We start from the raw sequence: 24,862 nt of genomic DNA, 5'->3' as shown, positions 1-24,862 counted from the left end.
GCGACGTTATGGATCGAGCCGCTGAGCACGTCCCACCGGCCATCCCCAGCCCGATCAGGGCCGAGCCGACCGATGAACGCGTCGGCACCGACAGTCCCCGCTGCCGCGAACCGGCACCCGGCGGGCGGCGCACTTCCCCCCAGCCACCCCCCGCACGTCGAGAAAAGGCAATCTCATGGCAGATCGCGTCATGCCGCGCCACAGAGCGCTCGCGGCCTTGTCCGCGGGAATCGGTCTCACCTTGCTGCTCACCTCATGCGGGAGCGGCATCAGCGGCCACGGTGACGACAAGACCATCGTCGGCCTCGTCACCAAGACCAACGACAATCCCTTCTATGTGAAGATGCGCGAAGGCGCCCAGAAGAAGGCCCGCCAGCTCGGCGTGGACCTGAGGACCTTCGCCGGCAAGGGCCAGGCCGACAACGACTCACAGGTCAAGGCCATCGAGAACCTGGTGGCGGCGGGTGCCAAGGGCATTCTGATCACACCGGCCGACTCCGGCGCGATCATCCCCGCCATCGACCGGGCGCGGAAGGCCGGTGTCATGGTCGTCGCCCTGGACTCGCCGACCGAACCGGCGTCCGCGGTGGACGCCACCTTCGCCACCGACAACCGGCTGGCCGGCCGCATGATCGGCAAGTGGGCCAGGGCGCGGATCGACGGCAAGCGGCCGAGGGTCGCCCTGCTGGACCTCAGCTCCGAGCAGGTCAAGGTCGACGTCCTGCGGGACCAGGGCTTTCTGGAGGGCTTCGGCGTCGATGTCCGGAACCCGAACCGGATCGGCGACGAGCGCGACTCCCGGATCGTCGGCCACGAGGTGACCGGCGCCAACGAGGAGGGCGGGCGCGACGCCATGGAGAAGCTGCTCCAGAAGAACGGCTCGATCAACCTCGTCTACACCGTCAACGAGCCCACCGCCGCCGGTGCCTATCAGGCCATCAAGGCGGCCGGTAAGCAGAAGGACATCACCATCGTCTCCGTCGACGGCGGCTGTCCCGGCGTCAAGAACGTGGCCGGTGGCGTCATCGGCGCGACCTCCATGCAGTTCCCCGTGAAGATGGCGGCCGACGGCCTCGCCGCCGTGGCCGCGCACGCCAAGGACGGCGGCAAGGACTCCGGCTCTTCCGGACAGGGCTTCACCAACACCGGAGTCTCCCTCATCACGGACACCCCCGTATCCGGCCTGGAATCGCAGAAGTCGGACTGGGGCCTGCGCCACTGCTGGGGCTAGCCCCGCGCACCACCGCTCGGGGCCGGCCCCCGGCGGACGTCCGGCACATCCACAAACCCCTTACCGTTTCCAGGAGTTGACCGTGGTGCACGACACCGTCCCCCCAACCGCCGCAGATCCGCCCACCACACGGCCGCGGGCGCGCGGAGCGCTCGCCCGCGGACAGTCGGCCCTGCACACCAAGCCGCTGCTCGGCCCGCTCATCGTGCTGCTCCTCGCCTCGCTGTTCTTCAGTGTGTGGGTGGGGGCCCGGTTCAGCGATCCGCTCAATATCTCGCTGATCGTCCAGCAGGTGCAGATCATCGGCATGGTCGGCATCGCCCAGACGCTGATCGTGCTGACCGCGGGCATCGATCTGTCGGTCGGGGCCATCACCGTGCTCGCCTCCGTGGTGATGGGCAAGCTGGCGGTGGACCACGGGCTGCCGGTGCCCCTGGCCCTGCTGCTCGGTGTCGTCATCGGTGGCGTCTGCGGCGGACTCAACGGTGTGCTGGTCACCCGGTTCCGTATCCCGCCGTTCATCGCCACGCTCGGCACCCTCAGCGTCTTCTCCGCCCTCACTCTCTTCTACTCGCGGAGCGAGACCATCCGGGCCCAGGACGTGCCGGCCCTGCTGAGCTGGCCGGGCCGTTCCATCAATGTCCTGGGCACCGATGTCACCTACAGCTCGCTGATGATGATCGGCTGCTTCGCCGCCGTGGCCTATCTGCTGCGGGGCACCGCGTGGGGCGCCCATCTGCACGCGGTGGGCGACAACCGCGAGGGGGCCCGCCTCAGCGGGATCCGCACCGGTCGGGTGCTGCTCAGCGTGTATGTGGTGGCGGGGCTGATCTGCGGTCTCGCCGCGTGGTTCCTCATCGGGCGGATCGGCTCGGTCAGCCCGCAGGCCGGTGAGAACCTCAACCTCCAGTCCATCACCGCCGTCGTCATCGGCGGCACCAGCCTCTTCGGCGGCCGTGGCCATGTCCTCGGCACCCTGCTGGGCTCCCTCATCGTGGGCGTGTTCAGCAGCGGGCTCGCCCTGTCCGGAGTGGACGCCCTGTGGCAGGTCTTCACCGTGGGCGTCCTGGTGATCGTGGCCGTCGCCGCCGACCAGTGGATCCGGAAGGTGGCGGCATGAATCCCCGGAACAATCCCCAGAGCGATCCCCGGCACACCACCACCGACGTACTCGCCCTCCAGGCGCGCGGCCTGGTCAAGCGCTACGGACATGTCACCGCCCTCGGCGGGGCCGATGTGGAACTGCGCGCCGGCGAGGTCCTCGCCGTCATCGGCGACAACGGCGCCGGCAAGTCGACGCTCATCAAGTGCCTCTCCGGGGCGGAGGTCCCCGACGCCGGGGAGATCCGCCTCTTCGGAGAGCCGGTGCGGTTCCGCAACCCCCTGGACGCGCGGGACCACGGACTGGAGACCGTCTACCAGAACCTGGCCGTCGCGCCCTCCCGGGACATTCCCGCCAACCTCTTCCTCGGCCGTGAGCGCCGCAGGTCAGGACCGCTCGGCAGGATCTTCCGGCTGCTCGACAAGAAGGGGATGCGCGAGGAGACCCGGGAACTGCTCACCTCCCTCGGGCTGCTGACCATCCAGAACTTCTCCCAGCCGGTGGAGACGCTCTCCGGCGGGCAGCGCCAGGGCGTCGCCGTGGCACGCGCCGCCTGCTTCGGCAGCCGGGTGATCATCATGGACGAGCCGACGGCGGCGCTCGGGGTGCGGGAGTCGCAGCGGGTGCTCGACCTCATCCGCGAAATCCGCGACCGGGGTGTGCCGGTGATCCTGATCAGCCACGACATGCCCCATGTCTTCGACGTCGCCGACCGCATCCACGTCCAGCGGCTGGGCCGGCGCGCCGCCCTGGTGCGCACCTCCGACATCTCGATGTCCGACGCCGTCGCCCTGATGACCGGAGCGCTGGACCCCGCGGAGCTCGACGGCAGATCCCCGGCGGGCACCCGATGACCGCGCACGGCGACCCCACCCCCACCCACCGGGAGCAGGCATGAACATCACACGGCCCGCCGTGCGCCCCGTGTCCGGTACCCCTCTGACCAGCACCTTCGCCGCCCCGCCGGAGGCCGGACCGGAGGATGTGACGCTGTGGTGGCTCGGGCAGGCCGGATTCGCCCTGCGCCACCGCGGCGGGCTCATCCTGATCGACCCGTACCTCTCGGACACCCTCGCCGAGAAGTACCGCGGCAAGCTCTTCCCGCACCGGCGGATGCACCCCGCCCCGGTGGCACCGGAGGCCATCCGCGGGGTGGACACGGTGCTGTGCACCCATGGACACACCGACCATATGGACCCGGGCACCATCCGGGCCCTGCTCCCGCACAACGACCCGCGCTTCGTCGTCCCGCGCGCCGAGCGGGCGCGGGCCCTGGAGCGTGGCGTACCCGCCACCCGGCTGACCGGGACCACCGCGGATGAGCGCGTGGAACTGGACGGCGGGGTCACCGTCGAACCGGTCCCGGCCGCCCATGAACAGCTCGAACAGGACGAGAACGGAGACCACCGCTTCCTCGGCTATGTGCTCACGGTCGGCGGTGTCCGCGTCTACCACTCCGGCGACTGCGTCCCGTACGACGGGCAGCCCGAGCGCCTGCGCACACTCCGCGCCGACGTGGCGCTGCTGCCCGTGAACGGGCGCGACCGACACCGCACCGAGAACGGCGTCCCCGGCAACTTCACCGTCCGGGAGGCGGCCGAGCTGTGCGAGGCGGCCGGGATCCCGCACCTGCTCTGCCACCACTTCGGCCTGTTCGACTTCAACACCGTCGACCCGGAGGACACCCGGGACACACTGCGCCGCCGCGCCACGCCACTGTCCTGGACCGTGCCGCGGGTGGGTGACGCCTACGTCCTCACCCCGGGCGGCCCCACCGCGAAGGAGGACCGATGAACCCCACCGAACTCCTCGGCGAACTGCGCCGCGTCCGGGTCGTCCCGGTCGTCACCCTGCCCCAGGTACGCCACGCCGACCCGCTCGGCGAGACGCTGCTCGCGGCGGGACTTCCGGTCGCCGAGATCACCTTCCGCACCCCGGCCGCCCGGGACGGGATCGCCACCCTGCGGGCCCGCCACCCCGAGCTGCTGGTCGGCGCGGGTACGGTCCTGGACCGCGCCACCGTGGACCAGGCCGTCGACGCGGGAGCCCAGTTCGTGGTGGCGCCCGGCTTCAACCCGGACGTCGTGGACCACTGCCTGGAGCGGAAGATCCCCGTCGTCCCCGGCGTCAACAGCCCCACCGGTGTCGAGGCGGCCGTGGCCAGGGGACTGCCGCTGGTGAAGTACTTCCCGGCCGAGGCGTCGGGCGGACTGCGGCTGCTGGACGCCATGGCGGCTCCGTACGACGGCATGGCGTTCATGCCCACCGGCGGCATCACACCGGACAACCTCCCCGACTATCTGAGCCGGCCGCACGTGGCCGCATGCGGCGGCACCTGGATCGCCAGTACGGCGCTGCTGGCCGAGGGGGAGTACGCGGCCATCGGACGCAACGCCCGCGGCGCGGCCGGGATCGCCGCCGCGGCCACCTCCTGACAGCCACCTCCTGAGGACCACCCCCTGACAGCCACTTCCTGAGGACCACCCCCTGACAGCCACTTCCTGAAGACGACCCCCTGAAACCCACCTCCTGAAGACCACCTTCGAACACCCACCCACCACACCCCAAAGGGACAGCATGACCACCACCTACGAACCCGCCCCCGGCACCGCGCTGGAGGGCAAGGTCGCCATCATCACCGGTGGGGCCTCCGGCATCGGCGAGGCCGTCGGCCGGATCTTCGCGGCCAACCGGGCCAAGGTCCTCCTGGTCGACATCGACGGCAAGCGACTCCAGCAGGTCGTCGGCTCCATCCAGTCCCAGGGCGGCGTCTGCGTGGGCATCGAGGCCGATGTCACCGAGGAGGAGCAGGTCCAGGGCTTCTTCCGGACCGCCATGGAGGAGTGGGGCCAGGTCGACCTCCTCGTCAACAGCGCGGGCCGCGACTCGCTCTCACCCCCGGTGACCGAGGTGACGCTGGAGGAGTGGAACAAGACCATCGGCCCCAATCTGACCGCGGTCTTCCTGTGCTGCCGCGAGGCGTTCCGCATCATGGAGCGGCAGTCCACCGGCGGGCGCGTCATCAATATGGGATCGTCCTCGGCCCGATTGGCATCCGGCCCCGGCCACAGCCCCTACCGCGCCTCCAAGCACGGGATGATGGGATTCAGCAAGAACATCCTCCTTGAGGGCAAGGACAAGAACATCGGTGTGACGGTGATCAACCCGTCCCACGTCAAAACCCCGATGACCGAGATCATCGACAAGGGCCTGTACGACGGCGACATCCCCGCCTACCTCGACGGCTGGCTGGACGACAAGGAGCTCGCCGAGGGCATCCACGCCAGCTGCATCGACGTCGACAACGTCGCCGAGGTCTCCCTCTACGTGGCCACCCGCACGCCCGACGTCACCATCCCGCAGATCGCGCTCTACCCGACGCACAAGGCACACCGCTACGGCATGGAAGTCTGAGGCGGACCAAGCGATGAAGGCAGCAGTACTGCAATCCGAGGGCGTCCTCACCCTCACCGACATCCCCGCCCCCGACCCCGTGGGCGACCGCTCCGTCCTCGTCCGCGTCGGCGGTGTGGGCGTATGCGGCTCGGACGTGCTGAGATTCGGCCGCGGGAAGGCGTATCACTATCCGCTCGTCCTGGGCCATGAGTTCTCCGCCGTGGTCGAGGAGGCGCCGGAGGGAAGTCGCTTCCGCCCCGGGGACCGCGCCGCGGTCTTCCCCCTCCTGCCCGATCCGGCGGATCCGATGACCCAGATCGGCGAGTACGCCGTCGGCTCCGGCTACGACTACTACGGGTCGCGGCGCGACGGCGCCATGGCCGAGTTCCTCCAGGTGCCCGAGGCCAATCTGGTGCCGGTGGCGCGGGATGTGCCGCTGGTGCACGCCGCCATGGTGGAGCCCGCCGCGGTCGCCCTGCACGCCATGCTGAAGTTCCAGCTGCCCGCCCACGCCACCGCGCTGGTGATCGGGGCGGGGCCCATCGGGGCGCTGGCCGCCCAGTGGCTGCGCATCCTGGGTGCCAGTGAGGTGTACGTGGCCGATGTGGACGAGCGCAAGCGCGCCGTCATGGCCGGTCTCGGCTTCCCGGTCATCGACGCGTCCGCCGGGGACACGGTGGACACGGTTCGCGAGCTGACCGGCGGCCGGGGCGTGGACTGCGCGGTGGAGGCGAGCGGTCTGCCCGCCACCCTCGTCCAGGCCATCACCGCGGCGGCCCCGCTCGGCCAGGTCATGCTCCTGGGCGACATCTCCGGTGACCTGACCCTGCCGCGCGCCCTGGTCTCCTCGATCCTCCGCCGTGAGCTGCGCGTCTACGGCACCTGGAACTCGAGGATCACCCCGGCCGGGCGCAGCGAATGGGACATGGTGGTCCACCACCTCGGCCGCGATCTGAAGGTGGCGCCACTCATCAGCCACACCCCGAGCCTGGAGGAGGCACCGGCGATGTTCGCCGACATGCTGGAGCGCCGCACCTGGTACAACAAGGTCGTCTTCGCGGTCGCCGACCAGGCCCAGGCCGAACTCATCCGGCCCGGTGTCGTCGGAGGTGCGTCATGAGGGCCGCCGTTCTGCGCCGGCCGGGGGAGCTCGCGGTCGAGGACGTGGCCGAGCCCACCGTCGTCGGCGACGATCTGCTGGTGCGGGTCCGGGCGGCCTCCATCTGCGGCACCGACCTGCGCGTCTTCAAGCACGGCCACTTCAAGATCCGTGACGGGCAGCGGCGGGTGCTCGGCCACGAGGTGGCGGGGGACGTGGTGGCCGCCGGGCCGCGGGTGACCGCGTTCCACCCGGGCATGCGGGTCACCGTCACCCCGAACGTGGGCTGTGGCCGCTGCGACATGTGCCGCCACGGCTACAACAACATGTGCCCGGACTACGAGGCGTTCGGGATCAGCATCGACGGCGGCTTCCAGGAGCTGCTGCGGGTGCCCGGCTTCGCCGTCCAGCGCGGCAACGTCTTCGAGATCCCCGAGGGCGTCTCGTACGCCGAGGCGGCCCTGGTGGAGCCGTTCTCCTGCTGCTACAGCGGGCAGCGCGGGCTCCGGGTCGGCCCCGAGGACGTCGTGGTCATCACCGGCGCGGGCCCCATCGGCGCGTTCCATGTGCTGCTCGGCAAGCTCGCCGGGGCCCGCAAGGTGATCATCTCCAACCGCAGCCGCCCCCGTCTGGACCTCGCCGCCCGGCTCGGCGCCGATGTGTGTGTCGGGGTCGGCGAACAGGATCTGGCCGAGGTGGTGCGCGAGCACACCGGCGGCCGGGGCGCGGACGTGGTCATCACGGCGGTGTCCGACCCCCAGGTGCAGGCGCGGGCGGCCGAACTGCTCGCCCCGCACGGCCGGCTCAACTACTTCGCGGGCCTCGGCGCCGCGCGGACCATCCCGCTCGACACCAACGCGGTGCACTACAAGGGCCTCACCCTGACCGGGACGACCGGCTCTACCAACGGCGACTACGGCCGTTGTCTGCGGCTGGTCGGCGAGCGCCGCGTCGATCTGTCACCACTGGTCAGTGAGGTGTTCCCACTGGAGAAGATCCACGACGCCTTCGGCTACGCGGCCTCCGGGGCCGGGATGAAGGCCATGATCGCGTGTCACGGCGACCCCCACGCCACCACATCGGGCCCCGCGGTCCCGGCGGAAGACAGGTGATCCCATGACCCACCGCTATGTCATGGCCTTCGACGCCGGCACCACCAGCATCCGGGCCATCCTCTTCGACAAGGCGGGCGACATCGCCGCGCTCGCCAGCCAGGAGTTCCCGCAGATCTATCCGCAGCCCGGCTGGGTCGAGCACAACCCGCTCGACATCTGGAACACCCAGGTCACCGTCGCCAAGCAGGTGCTGGCCCAGGCCGAGTGCGGCTCCGAGGACATCGCCGCCATCGGCGTCACCAACCAGCGCGAGACGGTGGTGGTCTGGGACCGCGCCACCGGGGAGCCCGTGCACCACGCCATCGTGTGGCAGGACCGCCGCACCGCCGCACTGTGCGAGCAGCTCAAGGCCCGTGGCCTGGAGGAGTACGTCAAGCGGACCACCGGGCTGATCATCGACGCCTACTTCTCCGCCACCAAGGTGAAGTGGATCCTCGACAACGTCCCCGGCGCACGACGGCGCGCCGAGCGCGGCGAACTCGCCTTCGGCACCGTCGACTCCTGGCTGATCTGGAACCTCACCGGCGGCGCCGCACACGTCACCGACTACACCAACGCCTCGCGCACCATGCTGTTCGACATCACCCGGCTGGACTGGGACCAGCGGCTGCTCGACGAGCTCGGCATCCCCCGCGCGATCCTCCCCGAGGTGCGTCCCACCAGCGAGGTCTACGGCCACACCGATGAGTCGGTGCTGCTCGGCGCCCGGATCCCGGTCGCCTCGGCCGTCGGCGACCAGCAGGGCGCGCTGTTCGGCCAGGCGTGCTTCGACCCGGGCTCGGTGAAGGCCACCTACGGCACCGGGGCCTCGCTGGTCCTCAACACCGGCGACACCCCCGTCTTCAGCGGCAGCGGCATGCTCACCACCATCGCCTGGGGCGTGGACGGCGGCGTCGAATACGCCCTGGAAGGGCTGATCTTCGTGGCCGCCGCCTCCATCCAGTGGCTGCGCGACGAGCTCCAGATCGTCTACGACGCAGAGGACACCGAGTACGCCGCACTCAACGTCCCCGACACCAACGGCGTCTACGTCGTACCGGCCTTCGTGGGGCTCGCCGCCCCGTACTGGGACCAGTACGCGCGGGGCGCCATCTTCGGCCTGACCCGCGGCGCCAGCCGCAAGCACGTCATCCGGGCCACGCTGGAGTCCATCGCCTACCAGATCCGCGACGTCATCAGCTGTATGGAGGCCGACTCGGGCCTCACCACGCGGGAGATCAAGGTCGATGGCGGGGCCACCGCCAACAACTTCCTCATGCAGTTCCAGGCCGACATCCTCGACGTCCCCGTGCTGCGCCCCACCGTCATCGAGTCCTCGGCCCGTGGCGCGGCCTTCCTCGCCGGGCTCGCCACCGGGTTCTGGAAGGACCGGGAGGAACTGTCCGGCACCTTCCGGCTCGAGCGCCGCTTCGACTGCGCGATGGACCGCGCACGAGCCGACCGGCTCTACGCGGGCTGGCAGAAGGCGGTGGGCTGCGCCCGGGACTGGGAGGAGCACTGACCCGGCCGCCCACCCGGCCCTCAACCCCGCACGGCTCCTCGAAGGAGAACTGACATGCCGCGGACGTATCCCGCCGCCGCCCGCCCGACGATGTACTTCATCGGCGTCACCACCACCAAGTCCTCCATCATGAAGGTCTTCCCGGCGTGGGCGCGCGAGCTGAAGCTCGACGCCGTCATCGAGGGCATCGACCTCCCGCTGGACGACACCCCCGAGCACTACCGGGAGGTGGTGGACTTCATCAAGCACGACCCCCACTCGCTGGGCGCGCTGGTCACCACCCACAAGCTCAACCTCTACAAGGCCGCCCACGAACTCTTCGACGGCGTCGGCCACGAAACCGAGCTGCTGGACGAGGTCAGCAGCGTCTCCAAGCGCGGCGACCAGCTGTGGGGCCACGCCATGGACCCCGTCACCAGCGGCCTGGCCCTGGAGGCCATCGTGCCCGACGGCTACTGGTCCCGCACCGGGGGCGAGCTGCTGCTGCTCGGCGCGGGCGGCTCCTCCCTCGCCCTCACGCTGTACCTCCACAACCGCGAGGCGGCCGGTGGCGACGTCCCCTCCCGCATCGTGGTGACCAACCGCCGCGAGGCCCGGCTGCGCGAGATGCGCACCGTCCACGAACGCCTCGGCTTCGCCATCCCCGTCGACTACCGGCTCGCCCCCGAGCCGAGCGACAACGACGCACAGCTGCGGACACTGTCCCCCGGCTCCGTCGTGGTCAACGCCACCGGACTCGGCAAGGACCGGCCCGGATCCCCGCTCACCGACGCCGCCCGGTTCCCCGCCGACGCCATCGCCTGGGACTTCAACTACCGCGGCGACCTGGTCTTCCTCGACCAGGCACGGGCCCAGCGGGACGCCTCCGGGCCGAGCGTGGTGGACGGCTGGCCGTACTTCATCCACGGCTGGACCCGCGTCATCGCCGAGGTCTTCCACATCGACATCCCCACCCACGGCCCCGTCTTCGAGCGGCTGTCCCGCATCGCCCGCGACGTCACCAAGGAGCACGCATGAGCACCACCGCCCCCCGCCCGGCCGTCGTCACCGACTTCAGCCTGGTCACCGGGCTCTCCCGGACCAAGAAGCCGCTCCAGCGCCGCATGTCCGCCATGGCCGGGATGTACGCCGACCAGGCGGCCGCGGTGCGACTGGCCGAAGAGGACGTCCTGGTCTACGAGTTCTTCGACATGGGCGTCCCCCAGAGCTCCGGGGAGGTGGCCTACGGCACCAGCGTCACCTATCCGGGCAAGGTCGGTGACGAGTACTTCATGACCAAGGGCCACTTCCACTCCGTACTCGACACCGCCGAGATCTACTACTGCCTGCGCGGCCGGGGCCTGATGATGATGGAGAACCCCGAGGGCGATGTGCAGTGGCAGGAGTTCACCCCCGGCCAGGGCGTCTACGTCCCCGGCCGGTACGCCCACCGCTCCATCAACACCTCGCCCGACGAGCCGCTGATCACCTTCTTCGCCTTCCCCGGCCACGCCGGACACGACTACGGCACCATCGAGTCCAAGGGCTTCCGCAAGATCGTGGTGGAGCGCGACGGCGCCCCGGCGGTGGTGGACAACCCGAAGTGGGCGCGGTGACGAACCGGATCGCCGTGACGCCACGCTCGCTGTCCCAGGCGGGCCACCCCGCGCTGGCCGCCCTGGAGGCGGCGGGCTACGACCTGCTGTTCCCCACCCCCGGCCGTCAGCCCACCCGCGAGGAGCAGCTGCGGTTCCTGCCCTCGTGCGTCGGCTATCTCGCCGGGGTCGAGCCGATCACCCGCGAGGTGCTGGCCGCCGCCCCCGGCCTCAAGGTCATCAGCCGCAACGGCGTAGGAGTCGACTCCGTCGACCTGACCGCCGCCGCCGAGCGGGGGGTGGCCGTCGAGACCGCCGCCGGGGCCAACGCCCAGGGCGTCGCCGAACTCGCCATCGCCCTGACGCTCGCCGGGCTGCGCCACATCCCGCCGCAGGACGTGACGCTCAAGGCCGGCCGGTGGCAGCGGATCCAGGGCCGGGAGGTGGCGGGGCGCACCCTCGGGGTCGTGGGGTGCGGGCAGATCGGCCGCCGGGTGGTCCGGCTCGGCCTCGGGCTCGGCATGTCCGTACGCGCCTTCGACGCGTTCCCCGACCCGGAGTTCACCCCCGCCGGGGACTTCTCGTACACCACGATGGAGGATCTGCTCGCCGGCGCGGACGCGGTGACCCTGCACTGCCCGCCCGCCGAGCGGCCACTGTTCGACAAGGCCGCCATCGCGGCCATGCGGCCCGGCGCCCATCTGGTCAACACGGCCCGCGCGAGCCTGGTGGACGACGGCGCGGTCCTCGACGCGCTCGAGGACGGCCGGCTCATCGGGTACGCCACCGATGTGTACGACCAGGAGCCGCCGGAGCCCAAGGAGCTCTTCCACCACCCGCGAGTGATCACCACACCCCATATCGGGGGGTACACCGGGGAGAGTGTGGAGCGCGCCACCCGCGCGGCCGTGGAGAATCTGCTACGGGTACTTACCGTCCCTTCCTGAGACCACGGAGCGAGTCATGGCTGTCCCGGCGGATGAGGCCGGCAATGTGCTGCACCTCATCACCAGCAAGCTGCCCTACCTACCGGGCGCGCTGCGCCAGATCGGCGAGTATCTGCTGGCCCACCCCCGGCAGGCACAGTCGATGACCATTTCGCAGCTGGCCTCGGCGTGCGGCGTGGCCGAGTCGACGGTGTCCCGGTTCGTCCGCGAGCTGGGCATGGACAGCTATCACTCGCTCCGCCTCAGCCTCGCCGAGGCCACCTTCGCCACCCGGTCGGCCGCCGCCGGCCGGGACGAGGAGTTCGTCTACGAGGGCATCCTCCGCGGCGACGAGCCCCCCGCCATCGTGGGCAAGATCGAGCGCAGCAGCCGCCAGACGCTGGCCCAGACCGCCAAGCAGGTCAGCGGCGACGCCATCAGCCGGGCCGTCGATCTGCTGCACGAGGCGGACGCGGTGGTGTTCTGCTGCATGGGCTCCTCCAGCATCGCCGCGGAGGAGGGGGTCATGCGGTTCACCCGCGCGGGAAAGAAGTGTCTGCTCTACCGCGACCAGAGCGTGCAGGTCATGCTGGCCACCATCCTGACGCCACGGGATGTGCTCATCGGCATCAGCGACTCCGGCAAGTCCACCGCCATCGTGGACGCCATGCGGCTCGCCCGGCAGACCGGGGCCACCTCCATCGGCATCACCTCCGTCCAGGACAGCCCGCTGGCGGAGCTCAGCGATGTGCCGCTGTTCACCTCCAACGTCGCGGGGGAGGGGCTCTACGGGGAGTCCGTCACCTCGAAGTGGGGCCAGCTGCTGCTGATCGACATCCTCTACGCCACCTATGCGGCACGCCACTTCGACGACACCCTCCACCACCTCAAGGAGACCTACGAGGCGGGCATCCGCCACTCCCGTTCCGGGGGAATCCCGCCCGTGGAGAGCTGACCACCGGGGCCGGTCACCTGGAGACGATGTGCAGGATCGCCGTGCCGTCCTCCCCGGCCGCCATCAGGATCACCACGGCGCCGGGCTGGGCGGCCGGCCGCGCGGTGCTCACCCTTCCGCACGAGTTGCTGCTGCCGTGGTCGCGCAGCACGGTGACGCACCCCTGGCCCGGTCCGCTCGCCCCGCCCTGGGAGCGGTTGTTGCCCGACTTCACCGTGTAGGTGACCTTGTTCGGGCCGATGTCGTTCACGGTCAGCGTCGCCGGACCGGCCGGGCCCTTGAAGCTGACCGTCACCCGCTCGGACACCGCGACCTCGCAGTCGCCGTCCGCGCAGGCGCCGACGTCGCGCTCGTCCGCCGCCGACACCGACGGTTTCGCCGGGGTGCCGAGATCGCCGGAGGGGCTGTCCGAGGGCTGTGCGGAACGGGACGCCGACGGGTTCCCACTGTGTGGGGGCGCCCCGTCGGTCGTGTCCGACCCGCCGCAACCGGCCACGGTCAGAGCGGTCAGCACCGCCGTCACCGCCGCCGTACGACCCGATCCCGGCTGATGCGCTCGCGCCCCGCGCGTCCCACGTACCGATGTCATGGTGGTCATCATGACCCGTCCTCCCGGCGTGCCCGGGTGCGACATTCCGTCGCGGGGCCGGTCAGGGGGCTAGTTGGCGGCTGATGATGAGCCGCTGGATCTGGTTGGTGCCCTCGAAGATCTGCATGATCTTCGCTTCGCGCATGTAGCGCTCCACGGGGAAGTCGCGGGTGTAGCCGTAGCCGCCGAAGACCTGGACGGCGTCCGTGGTCACCTTCATGGCGGCGTCGGTCGCCGTCAGCTTGGCCACGCTGGCCTGACGGGTGTACGGGCGCCCGTGGTCGCGGCGGCGGGCGGCGTCCAGATAGGTGGCGCGCGCGGAGTCGACCGCGGCGGCCATGTCGGCCAGCAGGAAGCCGAGCCCCTGGTGGTCGATGATCCTGCGGCCGAAGGCGGTGCGCTCGTGGGCGTAGCCGACCGCGGCGTCCAGGGCGGCCTGGGCGAGCCCGGTGGCGCAGGCGGCGACGCCCAGCCGGCCGGAGTCCAGGGCGCTGAAGGCGATGTGGAGCCCCTGGCCCTCGCCGCCGATGAGCCGGTCGGTGGCGAGGAGGGCGTCGTCCCAGAAGGCGGAGGTGGTGGGGATGGCGTGCAGGCCCATCTTCTCCTCGGGCCGGCCGAAGCTGAGGCCGTCGGTGTGGCCGGGCGCGAAGAAGCAGGAGATGCCGTCGCTGCCGGGGCCGGTGCGGGCGAACAGGGCGTAGAAGTCCGCCTTGCCGCCATGGGTGATCCACGCCTTGGCGCCGTTGATCCGGTAGCCGTCGGGGGCCTTCTCGGCGCGGCAGGTCAGGGCCGCCGCGTCGGACCCGGCCTGGGGCTCGGACAGGCTGTACCCACCGATGAGCCGGCCGCCGAGGATGTCCTCGGCCCAGCGTTCGCGCTGTTCGGCGGTGCCGAAGGTGAGCAGGGGGAAGGCGGCGAGGGTGTGGACGCTGGTGGCGATGGCGACGGCGGCCCAGCGCGCGGCCAGCTCCTCCAGCACCTGGAGGTAGACCTCGTAGGGCTGGCCGCCCCCGCCGAACTCCTCCGGGTAGGGCAGGCCCAGCAGCCCGGCGTCGCCCAGCAGGCGGAACAGGCCCTCGGGGTAGGTCTCGGTGCGTTCGTGCTCGTCGACGCGGAGGGCGAGCTCCTTGTCGGCGATCTCACGGACGAGGTCGAGCAGGTCCTCGGCCTCACGGGTGGGAAGCAGACGGTCGACGGGCATGAGGGGCGCTCCTGTGGTGCGGACGGACGAGGAGAGGGCTCAAGGGCCGGGGTCAGACGGAGACGGCCGCGGTGGCGTCGGCGGTGGCGGTCAGCTCGTCCAGGGCCGCGCGGGCCGTGGTGCGGAACTCCTCGACCCGGGCCAGCTTGATGTCCTCGTAGCCGCGGACGGCCTCGACGAGCCGCACCAGATCCTCCACGGCGGCGGCGTTGCCGGGCGTCAGACGGGCCAGGGCGGCGCGGACCAGGCGCGGGTACTCCTCGATCAGTGCCCGCTCCTGGCGGCGGACCTCGGCGTATCCGAAGAGGTCCAGCCGGGTGCCCCGCAGCCGCCGCAGGGCGCGGAGGAGCGAGAAGAGGGCGGGCGCCGTGCGGCGGAGTCGGATCTTGCGCTTCATGCCCAGCGCGCGCAGCGCCGGAGGGTGCAGCAGGACGGACACGTCGGCATCGGCACCGAACTCGTCCGCGATCCTGGCCCGTTCCACGGTGTCCAGATGGAGCCGGGCCACCTCGTACTCGTCCTTGTAGGCCATCAGCTTGTGCAGCCCCTCGGCGTAGGCGACGGCGATGCGCTCGCCCGCCTCGTCACCGGCCCGCCGCCGGGCCGCCGCGGCGACCTCCGCCACCTCGGTGGCGTACCGCTCGGCGTAGGCCCGGTCCTGATAGGAGATCAGGTCGGCGGCGCGCAGGGCGACGGCGTCCTGGAGCGTTCCGGGCCCGGCGGCGGTGGCCGCGACGGTGTGCGCCTCGGGTGTGACCTCCAGGACCGGCCGTTCCGGTGCGGCCAGGGCGCGCCGTACGGCGTCGGGGTCGAGGGCGGCGGCGCGCCCCCAGCGGAAGGCCGCGAGGTTCTTCTCCACGGCCGGGCCCAGGCGGATCGCGCCCTCGATGGCGGCTTCGGTCAGCGGGACGCAGCCGTGCTGGAAGGCGGCTCCGACGAGCAGCATGTTGGTCGGCATGTGATCGCCGAACAGGGCCTCGGCCATGCTCTGCGCGTCGAGGTAGAGGTTGTCCCCGGGACGGGTGGCCGACTCGACGCGCTCCAGGGCGTCGTCCGGGGAGCCGGGCACGACGACCCGGTTGGTCACCATGGCCGCGGTGGGGACGATGGCGGAGTTGACGACGGCGATGGTGTGGCCGGGGCGGGCGATGCGCAGATTGGCGTCGGCGGCCGCCCCGAGCAGATCGAAGCCGATGAGCACATCGGCGCTCGCACGGGAGGCCCGGACGGCGCCGGTGACCGGGGTGGCCGAGATCCGTACGTCGCTGACGACGGGCCCGCCCTTCTGGGCCAGCCCCGTCTGCTCCAGTCCGGCCGCGTAGCGGCCATCGAGATGGGCGGCCCGCTGGAGCATCTGTGAGACGGTCACGACACCGGTGCCGCCGATGCCGGGCATCCGCAGCAGTGCGCTGTCCCCGGCCACCGCCGGGGTGGGCGCGGTCAGGGCCACGGGTGGCTGGGGGACGGCACGCGGCCGCTTGCCCTTCGCCTCCTTGGCCGCCTCCGCCTTCGGCTCGACGAGGAGGAAGGAGGGGCAGTCGCCCTTCAGGCAGCTGAAGTCGGAGTTGCAGGACGCCTGGTGGATCCGGGTCTTACGGCCGAAGACGGTGTCCACGGGCTGCACCGACAGACAGGTGGAGACATCCCCGCAGTCGCCGCAGCCCTCGCAGACCCGCTCGTTGATGACCACCTTCTCGGCGGGGGTGGGCAGCTGACCGCGCTTGCGCAGCCGGCGCTCCTCCGCGGCGCAGCGGTCGTCATGGATGAGCACGGTCACGCCGTCGGTGGCGGCCAGCTCCTTCTCGGCCTCGGGCAGGTCGTCGCGGTGGCGCACCGTGGCGATCGGGTCGAGGCGTACGCCGCGGTAGTCGGCCGGTGCCGCGGTGGTCACCACGACCTTCCGTACGCCCTCCAGGGCGAGCCAGCGGGTCAGCGCGGGGACGTCCAGGCGCCCCTCGGGCCGCTGCCCGCCGGTCATCGCGACGGCGTCGTTGTAGAGGAGCTTGTACGTCATGGTCACGCCCGCGGCCACCGCCGCGCGGATGGCGAGGGAGCCGGAGTGGTGGAAGGTGCCGTCACCGAGGTTCTGCACGAAGTGCCGGTCGTCGGTGAACGGGGCCAGGCCGATCCACTGCGCGCCTTCGCCGCCCATCTGGGTCAGCCCGATCTGGTGGCCGCGGCCCGCGCCATCGAGGGCGATCATGGCGTGGCAGCCGATGCCCGCGCCGACGAGGGTGTCATCGGCGGTCCGGGTGGAGGTGTTATGCGGGCAGCCGGAGCAGAAGTAGGGCGTGCGCGCCGACACGGTGGGCAGCGCGATCCGGGGCGCGGGCGGCGGTGCCAGCGAGGCCAGCCGGGCGGTCGCGGTCCGCGGCAGCCGGTCCTGGCCGATGCGCCGGGCCAGGGCCCTGGCCACGTCCTCGGCCCCGAGGGTGCCGCGGGCGGTGAGCAGCGGCCGGCCGTCCTCGCCGCGGCGGCCGACCACCACGGGCGCGTCGGCGCTGCCGTACAGGGCGGCCTTGAGGTGCCCTTCGAGGAAGGGCACCTTGTCCTCGACGACCAGGACCTGGTCCAGATCGCCGGTCATGGCCACCAGGTCTTCGTCGCAGAGGGGGAACGGCATCGCCAGCCGGATCAGCCGGACGCCGAGGGCGTCCATGTCCGCCTCGCCGATGCCGAGGTCGGCCAGGGCGCGCCGCACCACGGCGTAGGAGGTGCCGGAGGCCACCACGCCCAAGGTGGCGTGCGGGGCGCTGAAGGTGACGCGGTTCAGCCCGGCCTCGCGGGCGTAGGCGCGCGCCAGGTCCAGCCGGCGGGTGAGCATGTCGTGCTCGGCGTCCAGGGACGCGGGGCCCACGAGCGTGGGCGGCGCGCCGCGCGGGGCGGCGGGCGGGGCGGGGATGTCGGGCCGGAGCGCGTCCAGGTCGACGACCGCCGAGGCGTCCGCGATATCCGCGACGATCTTCAGCCCGGCCCAGAGGCCGGTGGCCCGGGACAGGGCCACGGCGTGCAGTCCGAATTCGAGGATCTCGGGTACGGAGCCGGGCGCGAGCAGGGGCATGGCCAGGCTCTGGCACATCGGCTCACACGAGCTGGGCACGGTCGAGGACTTGGCCCCGGGGTCGTCGCCGATCCAGGCCACCGCGCCGCCCAGCGCCGCCGTACCGGCCACCGTCCCGTGCCGCATCGCGTCGGCCGCGCGGTCAAGCCCGGGGTTCTTGCCGTACCAGAACCCGGTCACCGCCTCGTGGCGGCGCCCGGGCACCTGCCCCAGCGCTTGCGTCCCGGCCACGGCGGTGGCGGCCAGCTCCTCGTTGAGACCCGGCCGGAACACCACACCGGCGGGGTCCAGGAAGCGGCGTGCCCGGTCCAGCTCCAGATCGACCCCGCCCAGCGGTGAGCCCGGATAGCCGGAGACGAACGCGCGGGTGTCCAGACCGCGTGCCTCGTCCAGCCGGCGCTGTTCGAGGGTGAGCCGGACCAGGGCCTGGATGCCGGAGATCAGCACACGGCCGCCGCGGGCCGTGTAGGGGTCATCGAGCGAAACCGTGGCGGGGTCGGTGCTCATGTGAGCCTCCTCGGCGTGACTGGGGTCCGGCCCAAGGACAGCAACACCCTCGGGAGGAGCACAAGTAACTTGCGGCCGATCCGGGACAAGACGCAAACTGCCGGGGAAATTCGCGATCCTGACTAAAAGAGTTTGCGTGCGCTGGTGCGGGTTGTGCGGGTGCGCGCGGCGCCGAGTGGAGGGCCGATGCCCGAGTTCGACGAGGTGGACCGGCAGTTGCTGCGCATGCTGCGCGAGGACGGGCGGCGCACCTTCTCCGAGATGGCACCCGAGGTGGGTTTGTCGGTGGCCGCGGTCAAGCGCCGGGTGGACCGGCTCAAGGACACCGGGGTGATCAAGGGCTTCACGGTACAGATCGACCACACCAAGCTCGGCTGGGGCATCGAGGCGTTCGTGGAGCTGTCCTACACCGGTACGACACCGGTCGGGGAGATCGTCCGCACCTGCTACACGGTCCCAGAGGTGCAGGCCGTCTTCACCATCGCCGGTGACCCCGACGCCCTGGTACACGTCCGGGTGCGGGACATCGAGCATCTACAGCAGGTCATCGACGGTCTGCGGCGCGTCGGCCTGGTCACCGGAACCAAGACGCTGATGGTGCTGGGCTCGTGGACACGCCACGCCTGACCCGGGGGCGCGCCGCTCAGCCCGGGTGCGTCACGGTGAACCGCTCGACGGCGTCCCACAGTTCGCGCTCGCGCCGCGGGTCGTAGGACTCCTCCGACGACCGTGCCACCCGGGCGCGGTCGACGTAGGAGCCGGTCGGGGCCGGGGTCGTGCCGAGCACGACATCGGCCAGGTAGCGGCCCGCCGCGCCGCGCCCGGTGGCGAACGGGGTGAGGGCCATCACCGGCAGGACGCGCCGCATGGCGAAGCGGGAGAGCGGACCGGCGTTGCGGGCGAGACCGGTGCCGGGGACGAAACCGGGGTTGTACGCGATGGCGTCGATCCCGGCCGGAAGCCTCCGCGCGTACTCGTGCACGAGGTGGATGGCGGCCAGCTTGCTCGTCGAGTACGCGGTGCGCCCGCCCGCCGTGCCGGACGGCTTGGCGAAGGCCCCCGGGCGGGCCAGGACATCGGGGGAGTTCCAGGCGGGGCCGGGCACCATGCCCATGTTGTGCTTGAAGTCCCCGAAGTGGGTGTCGCTGACGGTGATCACGATCCGGGCGGGCACGGCGAAGTGGTCCTGGAGCACCCGGACGAAGAGGTGGTTGGCCAGTACGTTGATGGCGAAGGTGGCCTCGAACCCGTCGGGGGACTCGGTCAGCGCGTTGGTGTACTGCATGCCCGCGTTGCCCACGAAGCCGCGCAGCGGAGGTAGCACACCGCGCTCCAGCCGGTCATGGATCTCGGTGGCGGCGCAGCGGACGCTCTGGAGCGAGCCGAGGTCCGCCGGGACGTACGAGACGGTACGCCCGCCCGTGGCGAGCCCTTCGGCGAGCCGGGCGCCGGAGGACGCGCGGGCCACGACGAGGAGATGCGCGTCGGGCGACCGGCGCACGATGTGCTCCGCGGCGACCCGCCCGATCCCGCGGCTCGCGCCCGTCATCACGATGGTGTGGTTCGCAGCAGGCATGGAAGGCTCCTTCACTGGTCGGCCGGTGGCGCCCGGTCCGGGCCCGGCGGCTCCACGTTCGCCGCCCCCGCCCACGCCGGCCAGTGCCGTCCCCGTCACTAGGACTGGCAGTACCCAGGCTCATCCGGCGCCGCGCGGCGAGAATGAACCCATGGCTTCCTCCCGCTCCGACTTCGCCGCGCTCCTGCGCGCCTGGCGCGACCGCCTCGCCCCGGCCGACGCCGGTTTCGCCCCGAAGGCGAGCCGCCGCGCCCCGGGGCTGCGCCGCGAGGAGCTCGCCGAACTGGCCGGGCTCTCCGTCGACTACATCCTGCGGCTGGAGCAGGGACGCGCGAAGCACCCCTCGGACCAGGTCGTCGGCGCCCTCGCCCGCGCCCTCCAGCTGTCCCGCGCCGAACGCGACCAGCTGTACCGGAGCGCCGGGCTGCTGCCGCCGCGGGACGGGACGGTCAGCGCCCATGTGCCCCCGGGCGTCCAACGGCTCGCGGCGCGCCTGGGCGACGTCCCGATCGGGGTGTTCACCGCCGACTGGACCCTGGTGTGGTGGAACGCCATGTGGAGCGCCCTGCACGGCGACCCCACCGTGCTCCCGGCCGCCGAACGCAACCTCGCCCGCGCCCTGTTCGGCACCGGTGCCGCCGCCCGTGACCCGGTGCTCCGCGTCCGCCCCGAGCGCGGACCCGACACCTTCGAGACCTCGATCGTGGCCGACCTCAAGGACGCCGTCTCCCGCTACCCCGCCGACACCCGGCTCGCCCGCCTGGTGCGGGAACTACGGGCGGAGTCCGAGGTCTTCGCCCACCACTGGGCCACCCGGGCGACCGCCACCCAGCACACCTCCGACCGCAAGACGATCCGGCATCCGGAGATCGGCGACATCCTGCTCGACTGCGATGTGCTCATCGTCGCCGGCGCGGATCTGCGCATGGTCACCTACACGGCGGCGACCGGAAGCAGCGACGCGGGCAAGCTGGACCTGCTGCGCGTCACAGGTGCCCACATCGCCGCTCCCCGCCCGTAGCCGGTCCCGGATCAGGACGCGGGCAGCTCACCGCGGACCGTACGGGCCGCGGTGACCAGGTTCTCCAGTGAGGCGCGGGTCTCCGGCCAGCCGCGGGTCTTCAGACCGCAGTCGGGGTTGACCCACAGCCGCTCGGCGGGGATGGCCTTCAGGCCCGTCCGCAGCAGTTCGGCCGCCTCCTCGGCGCCGGGCACCCGCGGGGAGTGGATGTCGTACACCCCGGGCCCGGCCTCGCGCGGATAGCCGTGGGCGGCGAGCTCGCGGGCCACCCGCATATGGGAGCGGGCGGCCTCCAGGCTGATGACATCGGCGTCGAGGTCGTCGATCGCCTGGACGATGTCGCCGAACTCGGCGTAGCACATATGGGTGTGGATCTGGGTGCCGGGGCGTACGCCGCCGGTGGTGAGCCGGAAGGCCTCGGTCGCCCAGGCCAGATAGGCGGGCCGGTCGGCGGTGCGCAGGGGCAGGGTCTCGCGCAGCGCGGGCTCGTCCACCTGGATCACCGAGGTCCCGGCCGCCTCCAGGTCGTTCACCTCGTCGCGCAGGGCGAGGGCGACCTGGCGTGCGGTGTCACCGCGGGGCTGGTCGTCGCGGACGAAGGACCAGGCGAGCATCGTCACCGGGCCGGTGAGCATGCCCTTGACCGGACGGTCGGTGAGGGACTGGGCGTACGCCGTCCAGCGCACCGTCATCGGCTCGGGGCGCGAGATGTCACCGGCCAGGATCGGCGGGCGGACATAACGGGTGCCGTAGGACTGGACCCAGCCGTGCTGGGTGGCCAGATAGCCGGTGAGCTGCTCGGCGAAGTACTGGACCATGTCGTTGCGCTCGGCCTCGCCGTGCACCAGCACATCCAGGCCGGTCCTCTCCTGGAAGGAGATCACCTCCTGGATCTCGGCCCTGATGCGCTCCTCGTACCCGGCCGTGTCGATCCGGCCCGCGCGCAGGTCGGCGCGGGCGGTGCGCAGTTCGCCGGTCTGCGGGAAGGAGCCGATGGTGGTGGTCGGCAGCAGCGGCAGCCGGAGGTGGGCGCGCTGGGCCGCGGCGCGCTCGGCGTACGGCTGGGAGCGCCGGGCGTCGGCCCGGGTGACCGCGGCGGACCGGGCGCGGACGGCCGGGTCGCGGGTGATGGGGGAGCCCGCGCGGGAGGCGAGGTCGGCGCGGTTCGCGGCCAGTTCGGCGCTGATCGCGCCGGTGCCGTGGGCCAGGCCCTTGGCGAGGGTGACGATCTCCGCGGTCTTCTGCCGGGCGAAGGCCAGCCAGCGCAGGATCTGCGGTTCGACGTCCCGCTCGGCCGCCGTGTCGAGGGGGACGTGGAGCAGCGAGCAGGAGGCGGCCACATCGACCCGATCCGCCAGACCCAGCAGGGTGCCGAGCGTGGCCAGGGACTTCTCCAGGTCGTTGACCCAGATGTTGCGACCGTTGACGACACCGGCGACCAGCCGCTTGCGGGGCAGCCCGCCGACGGCGGCCAGCGCGTCCAGATGCGCCGCGGCGGCCTCCGTGAAGTCCAGGGCCAGCCCCTCGACCGGGGCCTTGGCCAGCACCGGCAGCGCCTCGCCGAGATGGCCGAAGTACGAGGCGACCAGCAGCTTCGGGCGGTCGGTGAGGGCGCCGAGGTCGCGGTAGGCGCGGCCGACCGCGTGTCGTTCGGCGGGGGTGCGGTCCTGGACCAGGGCCGGCTCATCGAGCTGCACCCACTCGGCACCGGCCGCCCGCAGGTCGGCCATGACCTCGGCGTACACCGGAAGCAGCCGGTCCAGGAGAGTGAGCGGCTCGAAGCCGGCGGGTGCGCCGGGCGCGGGCCTGGCGAGGAGGAGGTAGGTGACGGGGCCGACGAGGACCGGCCGCGCGGTCAGCCCGAGGGCGATGGCCTCCCTGAGCTCCGCGACCTGTTTGGCGGAGTCGGCCGCGAACACCGTGTCCGGACCCAGCTCCGGGACCAGATAGTGGTAGTTGGTGTCGAACCACTTGGTCATCTCCAGCGGCGCCACGTCCTGTGTGCCCCGGGCCATCGCGAAGTACCCGTCGAGCGGGTCGGCGGCGACGGCGTCCCGGTGGCGGTCGGGGATGGCGCCGACCATGACGGTGGTGTCCAGCACGTGGTCGTAGTACGAGAAGTCGCCCGTGGGGACTTCGTCGATGCCCGCCCCGGCCAGTCGCCGCCAGTTGGCGCGGCGCAGCTCGGCGGCGGTGGCGCTCAGCGCGTCGGCGGTGACGCGGCCCTTCCAGTAGCCCTCGATCGCCTTCTTCAGTTCCCGGTTCGGGCCCTGGCGGGGGTAGCCGTAAACGGTGGCCCGTGCCGCCCCGGCCGCGGACTTGGTGGTCACGGAGATCTCCTTCGCGAGATGAATCCCTGAGGTCCCGGCGACGGGAGGAGAGCGCGAAGGGTGACGGACCGGATGCCACGACCTCGCGCGGCAGGCGCGCGGTCGTCCACCTGGTACCTGTTCGCCGACCCGCCCTCGAGGTCACCGGGATGTCCGCGCACGGGTGGTCCGTACGCGGGCAGATGGCAGGTCTTCGGACTCACGGGCGCGTCCTCCTCAGGAGGACACCTACTGGCCGTCGCTTCCCAGGCCCATCTCACCGGACCCAGTGCGTATGACGGCGGTCGTTCCCGCTCACCGCTGCGGGGCAGTCCCGGATTCCCACCGGGTTCCCTCTTGCGACGCCTCCCGCCTGGCGGACGGGGCGAACCAGCTGCGCCGGCCAGCCTACGGCATGGGAAACCCCCGGCCGCGTCGGCCGGGGGTTCCGCTCCTCATGGCCTCGTGGAGCAGGGGATCAGCACGCTCCGGAGTCCGACTCGCCCACCAGATTGACCGGGACGGTGACGAAGGAGAACTGGTTGCTGGCGCATACGCCGGGGAAGGTCGTGCTGCTGGTGTTGTTGACGGTGACATCGGGGTCGTCCTCCGCGACGGCACCGGTCGCGCCGACCGCGAGGGACGCGGCGGTGAGAGCGAGCGAAGAGAGGGCGGTCAGGGCGGCGGTCCGCATACGCATGGGAACTCCTTGCTGGGGATGAGCGGCCGGGCTGGGGATGAGCGGCCGGAAATGACCGGCTTCGCATGCATGGTGCCCCTTTGCCGGGCCGATCGCGGCCCAACGTCCCCCCAATGGGGTAACAGTCATCCGCTGTTGCTGTTCGCGGAAGCGCCGGGGGCGAGCCGGAGCAGCGCGGGCGCGCCTGTGCGGACGCCACATAGCCGGGTGGCCGGGGCCGCCCCTCCTCCGTGTGGGGCAACGCGCCGCTCGTCCCTCGCCGGGGAAACGGGATCAGCCCACCCCGCCGTCGAGCAGCCAGTTGTAGCGCAGCCGCAGCGCCCGCTCCGTGCTGGCCGCCACGGTGACGAGTCCGACCACGGTGTTGCTCCATGCCGATAGCTGGATGGGCGACGTGAAGGTCCCGACGTACTGGGCGAAGCCGTCCGGATCCCGGGTGATCTGTTCGGCGAGCTGAAGGACCAGCAGGACCACACCGACCACCAGCACGATCACCGAGAGGAAACCGATGCAGCGGCTCAGCGCGGGGTGCGACCGGTCAAAGCGCGCGCGGCGCCCCTCGGCGGAGGCGGGGTCCGGGATGAGCTGGAACTCGGCTCCCTCGGCGGTGACGTAGTGGCAGCGCTTGAGCCCGAAGCCGCTCGCCCTCACTTCGACGGTGCCGCCCTGGACGGGGAAGACGGCAGGCACTGTGGACTCGGCGTGATGCCTGCCATCGAGGAACAGGTGGGCTATGACCTTGCCGGACGAAGACGAGTGCTTCTGATGCCTGACGTCGACGGAGTAGACCGTCTGCCGGCCGTCGTCGTTCATCAGCCGAAGATGGAACAGTGCGCGGGTAAGCGACTGCCACCAGCGGAAACGCTTCAGGGCTCGCCCGTCCCCGGGTTTGACCCGCTGCACGGCCCGACGATGCCGCCACTCCTTGAACATGCCTCTGCTCCTGTTGCTTGCTCGGCCTCGCCGCGCAGACGGTGTTCGACTGTCCCGGCACGGACA

General features: G+C 71.7%; 22 protein-coding genes and 1 riboswitch. Of the genes, 15 read left to right on the top strand and 7 right to left on the bottom strand.

All coding sequences use genetic code 11. The annotated features are described in order from the left end of the window. Positions 1-175: 175 nt before the first annotated feature. The 13 genes from ACJX2R_RS08885 to ACJX2R_RS08825 all read left to right on the top strand — a co-directional run bounded on the left by ACJX2R_RS08885 (position 176) and on the right by ACJX2R_RS08825 (position 12,899). A complete protein-coding gene (locus ACJX2R_RS08885; protein WP_413099571.1) occupies positions 176-1,231 on the top strand; it encodes a substrate-binding domain-containing protein in 1,056 nt (351 codons plus the stop codon). Between the two features lie 82 nt (positions 1,232-1,313). Then, a complete protein-coding gene (locus ACJX2R_RS08880; RefSeq protein WP_413099570.1) occupies positions 1,314-2,351 on the top strand; it encodes an ABC transporter permease in 1,038 nt (345 codons plus the stop codon). Beyond that, the gene (locus tag ACJX2R_RS08875) at positions 2,348-3,187 is read left to right on the top strand and encodes an ATP-binding cassette domain-containing protein (RefSeq protein WP_413099569.1); all 840 of its coding nucleotides are present in this window, start codon (positions 2,348-2,350) and stop codon (positions 3,185-3,187) included. Before ACJX2R_RS08880 ends, ACJX2R_RS08875 begins: the two co-directional genes overlap by 4 nt. 40 nt (positions 3,188-3,227) lie before the next feature. Next, entirely contained in the window at positions 3,228-4,127 is a 900-nt protein-coding gene (locus tag ACJX2R_RS08870; RefSeq protein WP_413099568.1) for an MBL fold metallo-hydrolase, read from the top strand. Continuing rightward, positions 4,124-4,768 (top strand): bifunctional 4-hydroxy-2-oxoglutarate aldolase/2-dehydro-3-deoxy-phosphogluconate aldolase, encoded by a 645-nt coding sequence (gene eda, locus ACJX2R_RS08865; RefSeq protein ID WP_413099567.1) that lies wholly within the window; start codon positions 4,124-4,126, stop codon positions 4,766-4,768. Before ACJX2R_RS08870 ends, eda begins: the two co-directional genes overlap by 4 nt. Positions 4,769-4,910: 142 nt before the next feature. Then, on the top strand, positions 4,911-5,747 hold the full coding sequence (locus tag ACJX2R_RS08860) for an SDR family oxidoreductase (RefSeq protein WP_413099566.1): 837 nt from the start codon (positions 4,911-4,913) through the stop codon (positions 5,745-5,747). 13 nt (positions 5,748-5,760) lie between these two features. Further along, positions 5,761-6,849 (top strand): galactitol-1-phosphate 5-dehydrogenase, encoded by a 1,089-nt coding sequence (locus tag ACJX2R_RS08855; RefSeq protein ID WP_413099565.1) that lies wholly within the window; start codon positions 5,761-5,763, stop codon positions 6,847-6,849. Further along, a complete protein-coding gene (locus ACJX2R_RS08850; protein ID WP_413099564.1) occupies positions 6,846-7,940 on the top strand; it encodes a zinc-dependent dehydrogenase in 1,095 nt (364 codons plus the stop codon). The genes ACJX2R_RS08855 and ACJX2R_RS08850 overlap by 4 nt, the downstream gene beginning before the upstream one ends. Before the next feature lie 4 nt (positions 7,941-7,944). Then, positions 7,945-9,444 (top strand): glycerol kinase GlpK, encoded by a 1,500-nt coding sequence (gene glpK / locus ACJX2R_RS08845; protein WP_413099563.1) that lies wholly within the window; start codon positions 7,945-7,947, stop codon positions 9,442-9,444. A gap of 54 nt (positions 9,445-9,498) precedes the next feature. Beyond that, positions 9,499-10,461 carry a shikimate dehydrogenase gene (locus ACJX2R_RS08840; protein WP_413099562.1) on the top strand — a complete coding sequence of 321 codons (963 nt, stop codon included), beginning with the start codon at positions 9,499-9,501 and terminating at the stop codon, positions 10,459-10,461. Continuing rightward, entirely contained in the window at positions 10,458-11,039 is a 582-nt protein-coding gene (locus ACJX2R_RS08835) for a glucose-6-phosphate isomerase (protein WP_413099561.1), read from the top strand. The genes ACJX2R_RS08840 and ACJX2R_RS08835 overlap by 4 nt, the downstream gene beginning before the upstream one ends. Next, complete coding sequence (locus ACJX2R_RS08830; RefSeq protein WP_413099560.1) at positions 11,036-11,965, top strand: phosphoglycerate dehydrogenase; 930 nt, start codon at positions 11,036-11,038, stop codon at positions 11,963-11,965. The genes ACJX2R_RS08835 and ACJX2R_RS08830 overlap by 4 nt, the downstream gene beginning before the upstream one ends. Before the next feature lie 16 nt (positions 11,966-11,981). Beyond that, positions 11,982-12,899 carry a MurR/RpiR family transcriptional regulator gene (locus tag ACJX2R_RS08825; RefSeq protein WP_413099559.1) on the top strand — a complete coding sequence of 306 codons (918 nt, stop codon included), beginning with the start codon at positions 11,982-11,984 and terminating at the stop codon, positions 12,897-12,899. 13 nt (positions 12,900-12,912) lie between these two features. Here ACJX2R_RS08825 and ACJX2R_RS08820 read toward each other — a convergent pair whose 3' ends face one another. The 3 genes from ACJX2R_RS08820 to ACJX2R_RS08810 form a co-directional block, all read right to left on the bottom strand. Further along, the gene (locus ACJX2R_RS08820) at positions 12,913-13,488 is read right to left on the bottom strand and encodes a hypothetical protein (RefSeq protein WP_413099558.1); all 576 of its coding nucleotides are present in this window, start codon (positions 13,486-13,488) and stop codon (positions 12,913-12,915) included. Between the two features lie 61 nt (positions 13,489-13,549). After that, on the bottom strand, positions 13,550-14,689 hold the full coding sequence (locus tag ACJX2R_RS08815; protein ID WP_413099557.1) for an acyl-CoA dehydrogenase family protein: 1,140 nt from the start codon (positions 14,687-14,689) through the stop codon (positions 13,550-13,552). A gap of 52 nt (positions 14,690-14,741) precedes the next feature. Next, entirely contained in the window at positions 14,742-18,257 is a 3,516-nt protein-coding gene (locus ACJX2R_RS08810) for an indolepyruvate ferredoxin oxidoreductase family protein (RefSeq protein ID WP_413099556.1), read from the bottom strand. Between the two features lie 186 nt (positions 18,258-18,443). On the opposite strand from ACJX2R_RS08810, the gene ACJX2R_RS08805 reads away from it, so the two are divergent. After that, entirely contained in the window at positions 18,444-18,884 is a 441-nt protein-coding gene (locus tag ACJX2R_RS08805) for an Lrp/AsnC family transcriptional regulator (RefSeq protein WP_262698844.1), read from the top strand. 16 nt (positions 18,885-18,900) lie between these two features. Here ACJX2R_RS08805 and ACJX2R_RS08800 read toward each other — a convergent pair whose 3' ends face one another. Further along, positions 18,901-19,833 (bottom strand): SDR family NAD(P)-dependent oxidoreductase, encoded by a 933-nt coding sequence (locus ACJX2R_RS08800; RefSeq protein WP_413099555.1) that lies wholly within the window; start codon positions 19,831-19,833, stop codon positions 18,901-18,903. Between the two features lie 151 nt (positions 19,834-19,984). Here ACJX2R_RS08800 and ACJX2R_RS08795 point away from each other — a divergent pair, with 151 nt between their 5' ends. Further along, positions 19,985-20,854 carry a helix-turn-helix transcriptional regulator gene (locus ACJX2R_RS08795; RefSeq protein WP_413099554.1) on the top strand — a complete coding sequence of 290 codons (870 nt, stop codon included), beginning with the start codon at positions 19,985-19,987 and terminating at the stop codon, positions 20,852-20,854. An 11-nt stretch (positions 20,855-20,865) separates the two neighbouring features. On the opposite strand, the gene metE is transcribed toward ACJX2R_RS08795, so the two are convergent. From metE to ACJX2R_RS08780, 3 genes are all read right to left on the bottom strand, one after another. Next, entirely contained in the window at positions 20,866-23,184 is a 2,319-nt protein-coding gene (metE, locus tag ACJX2R_RS08790) for a 5-methyltetrahydropteroyltriglutamate--homocysteine S-methyltransferase (RefSeq protein WP_413099553.1), read from the bottom strand. A gap of 166 nt (positions 23,185-23,350) precedes the next feature. Next, positions 23,351-23,573: riboswitch (cobalamin riboswitch) on the bottom strand. Positions 23,574-23,641: 68 nt separating this feature from the next. After that, a complete protein-coding gene (locus tag ACJX2R_RS08785; protein ID WP_413099552.1) occupies positions 23,642-23,863 on the bottom strand; it encodes a hypothetical protein in 222 nt (73 codons plus the stop codon). A 273-nt stretch (positions 23,864-24,136) separates the two neighbouring features. Then, positions 24,137-24,796 (bottom strand): hypothetical protein, encoded by a 660-nt coding sequence (locus tag ACJX2R_RS08780; RefSeq protein ID WP_413099551.1) that lies wholly within the window; start codon positions 24,794-24,796, stop codon positions 24,137-24,139. Positions 24,797-24,862: the final 66 nt, after the last annotated feature.

Origin of the sequence: Streptomyces sp. Inha503 (genome assembly GCF_047215865.1) — a bacterium.
Lineage (GTDB): Bacteria > Actinomycetota > Actinomycetes > Streptomycetales > Streptomycetaceae > Streptomyces > Streptomyces lycopersici.
This window is presented reverse-complemented; position numbering and strand designations above follow the sequence as displayed.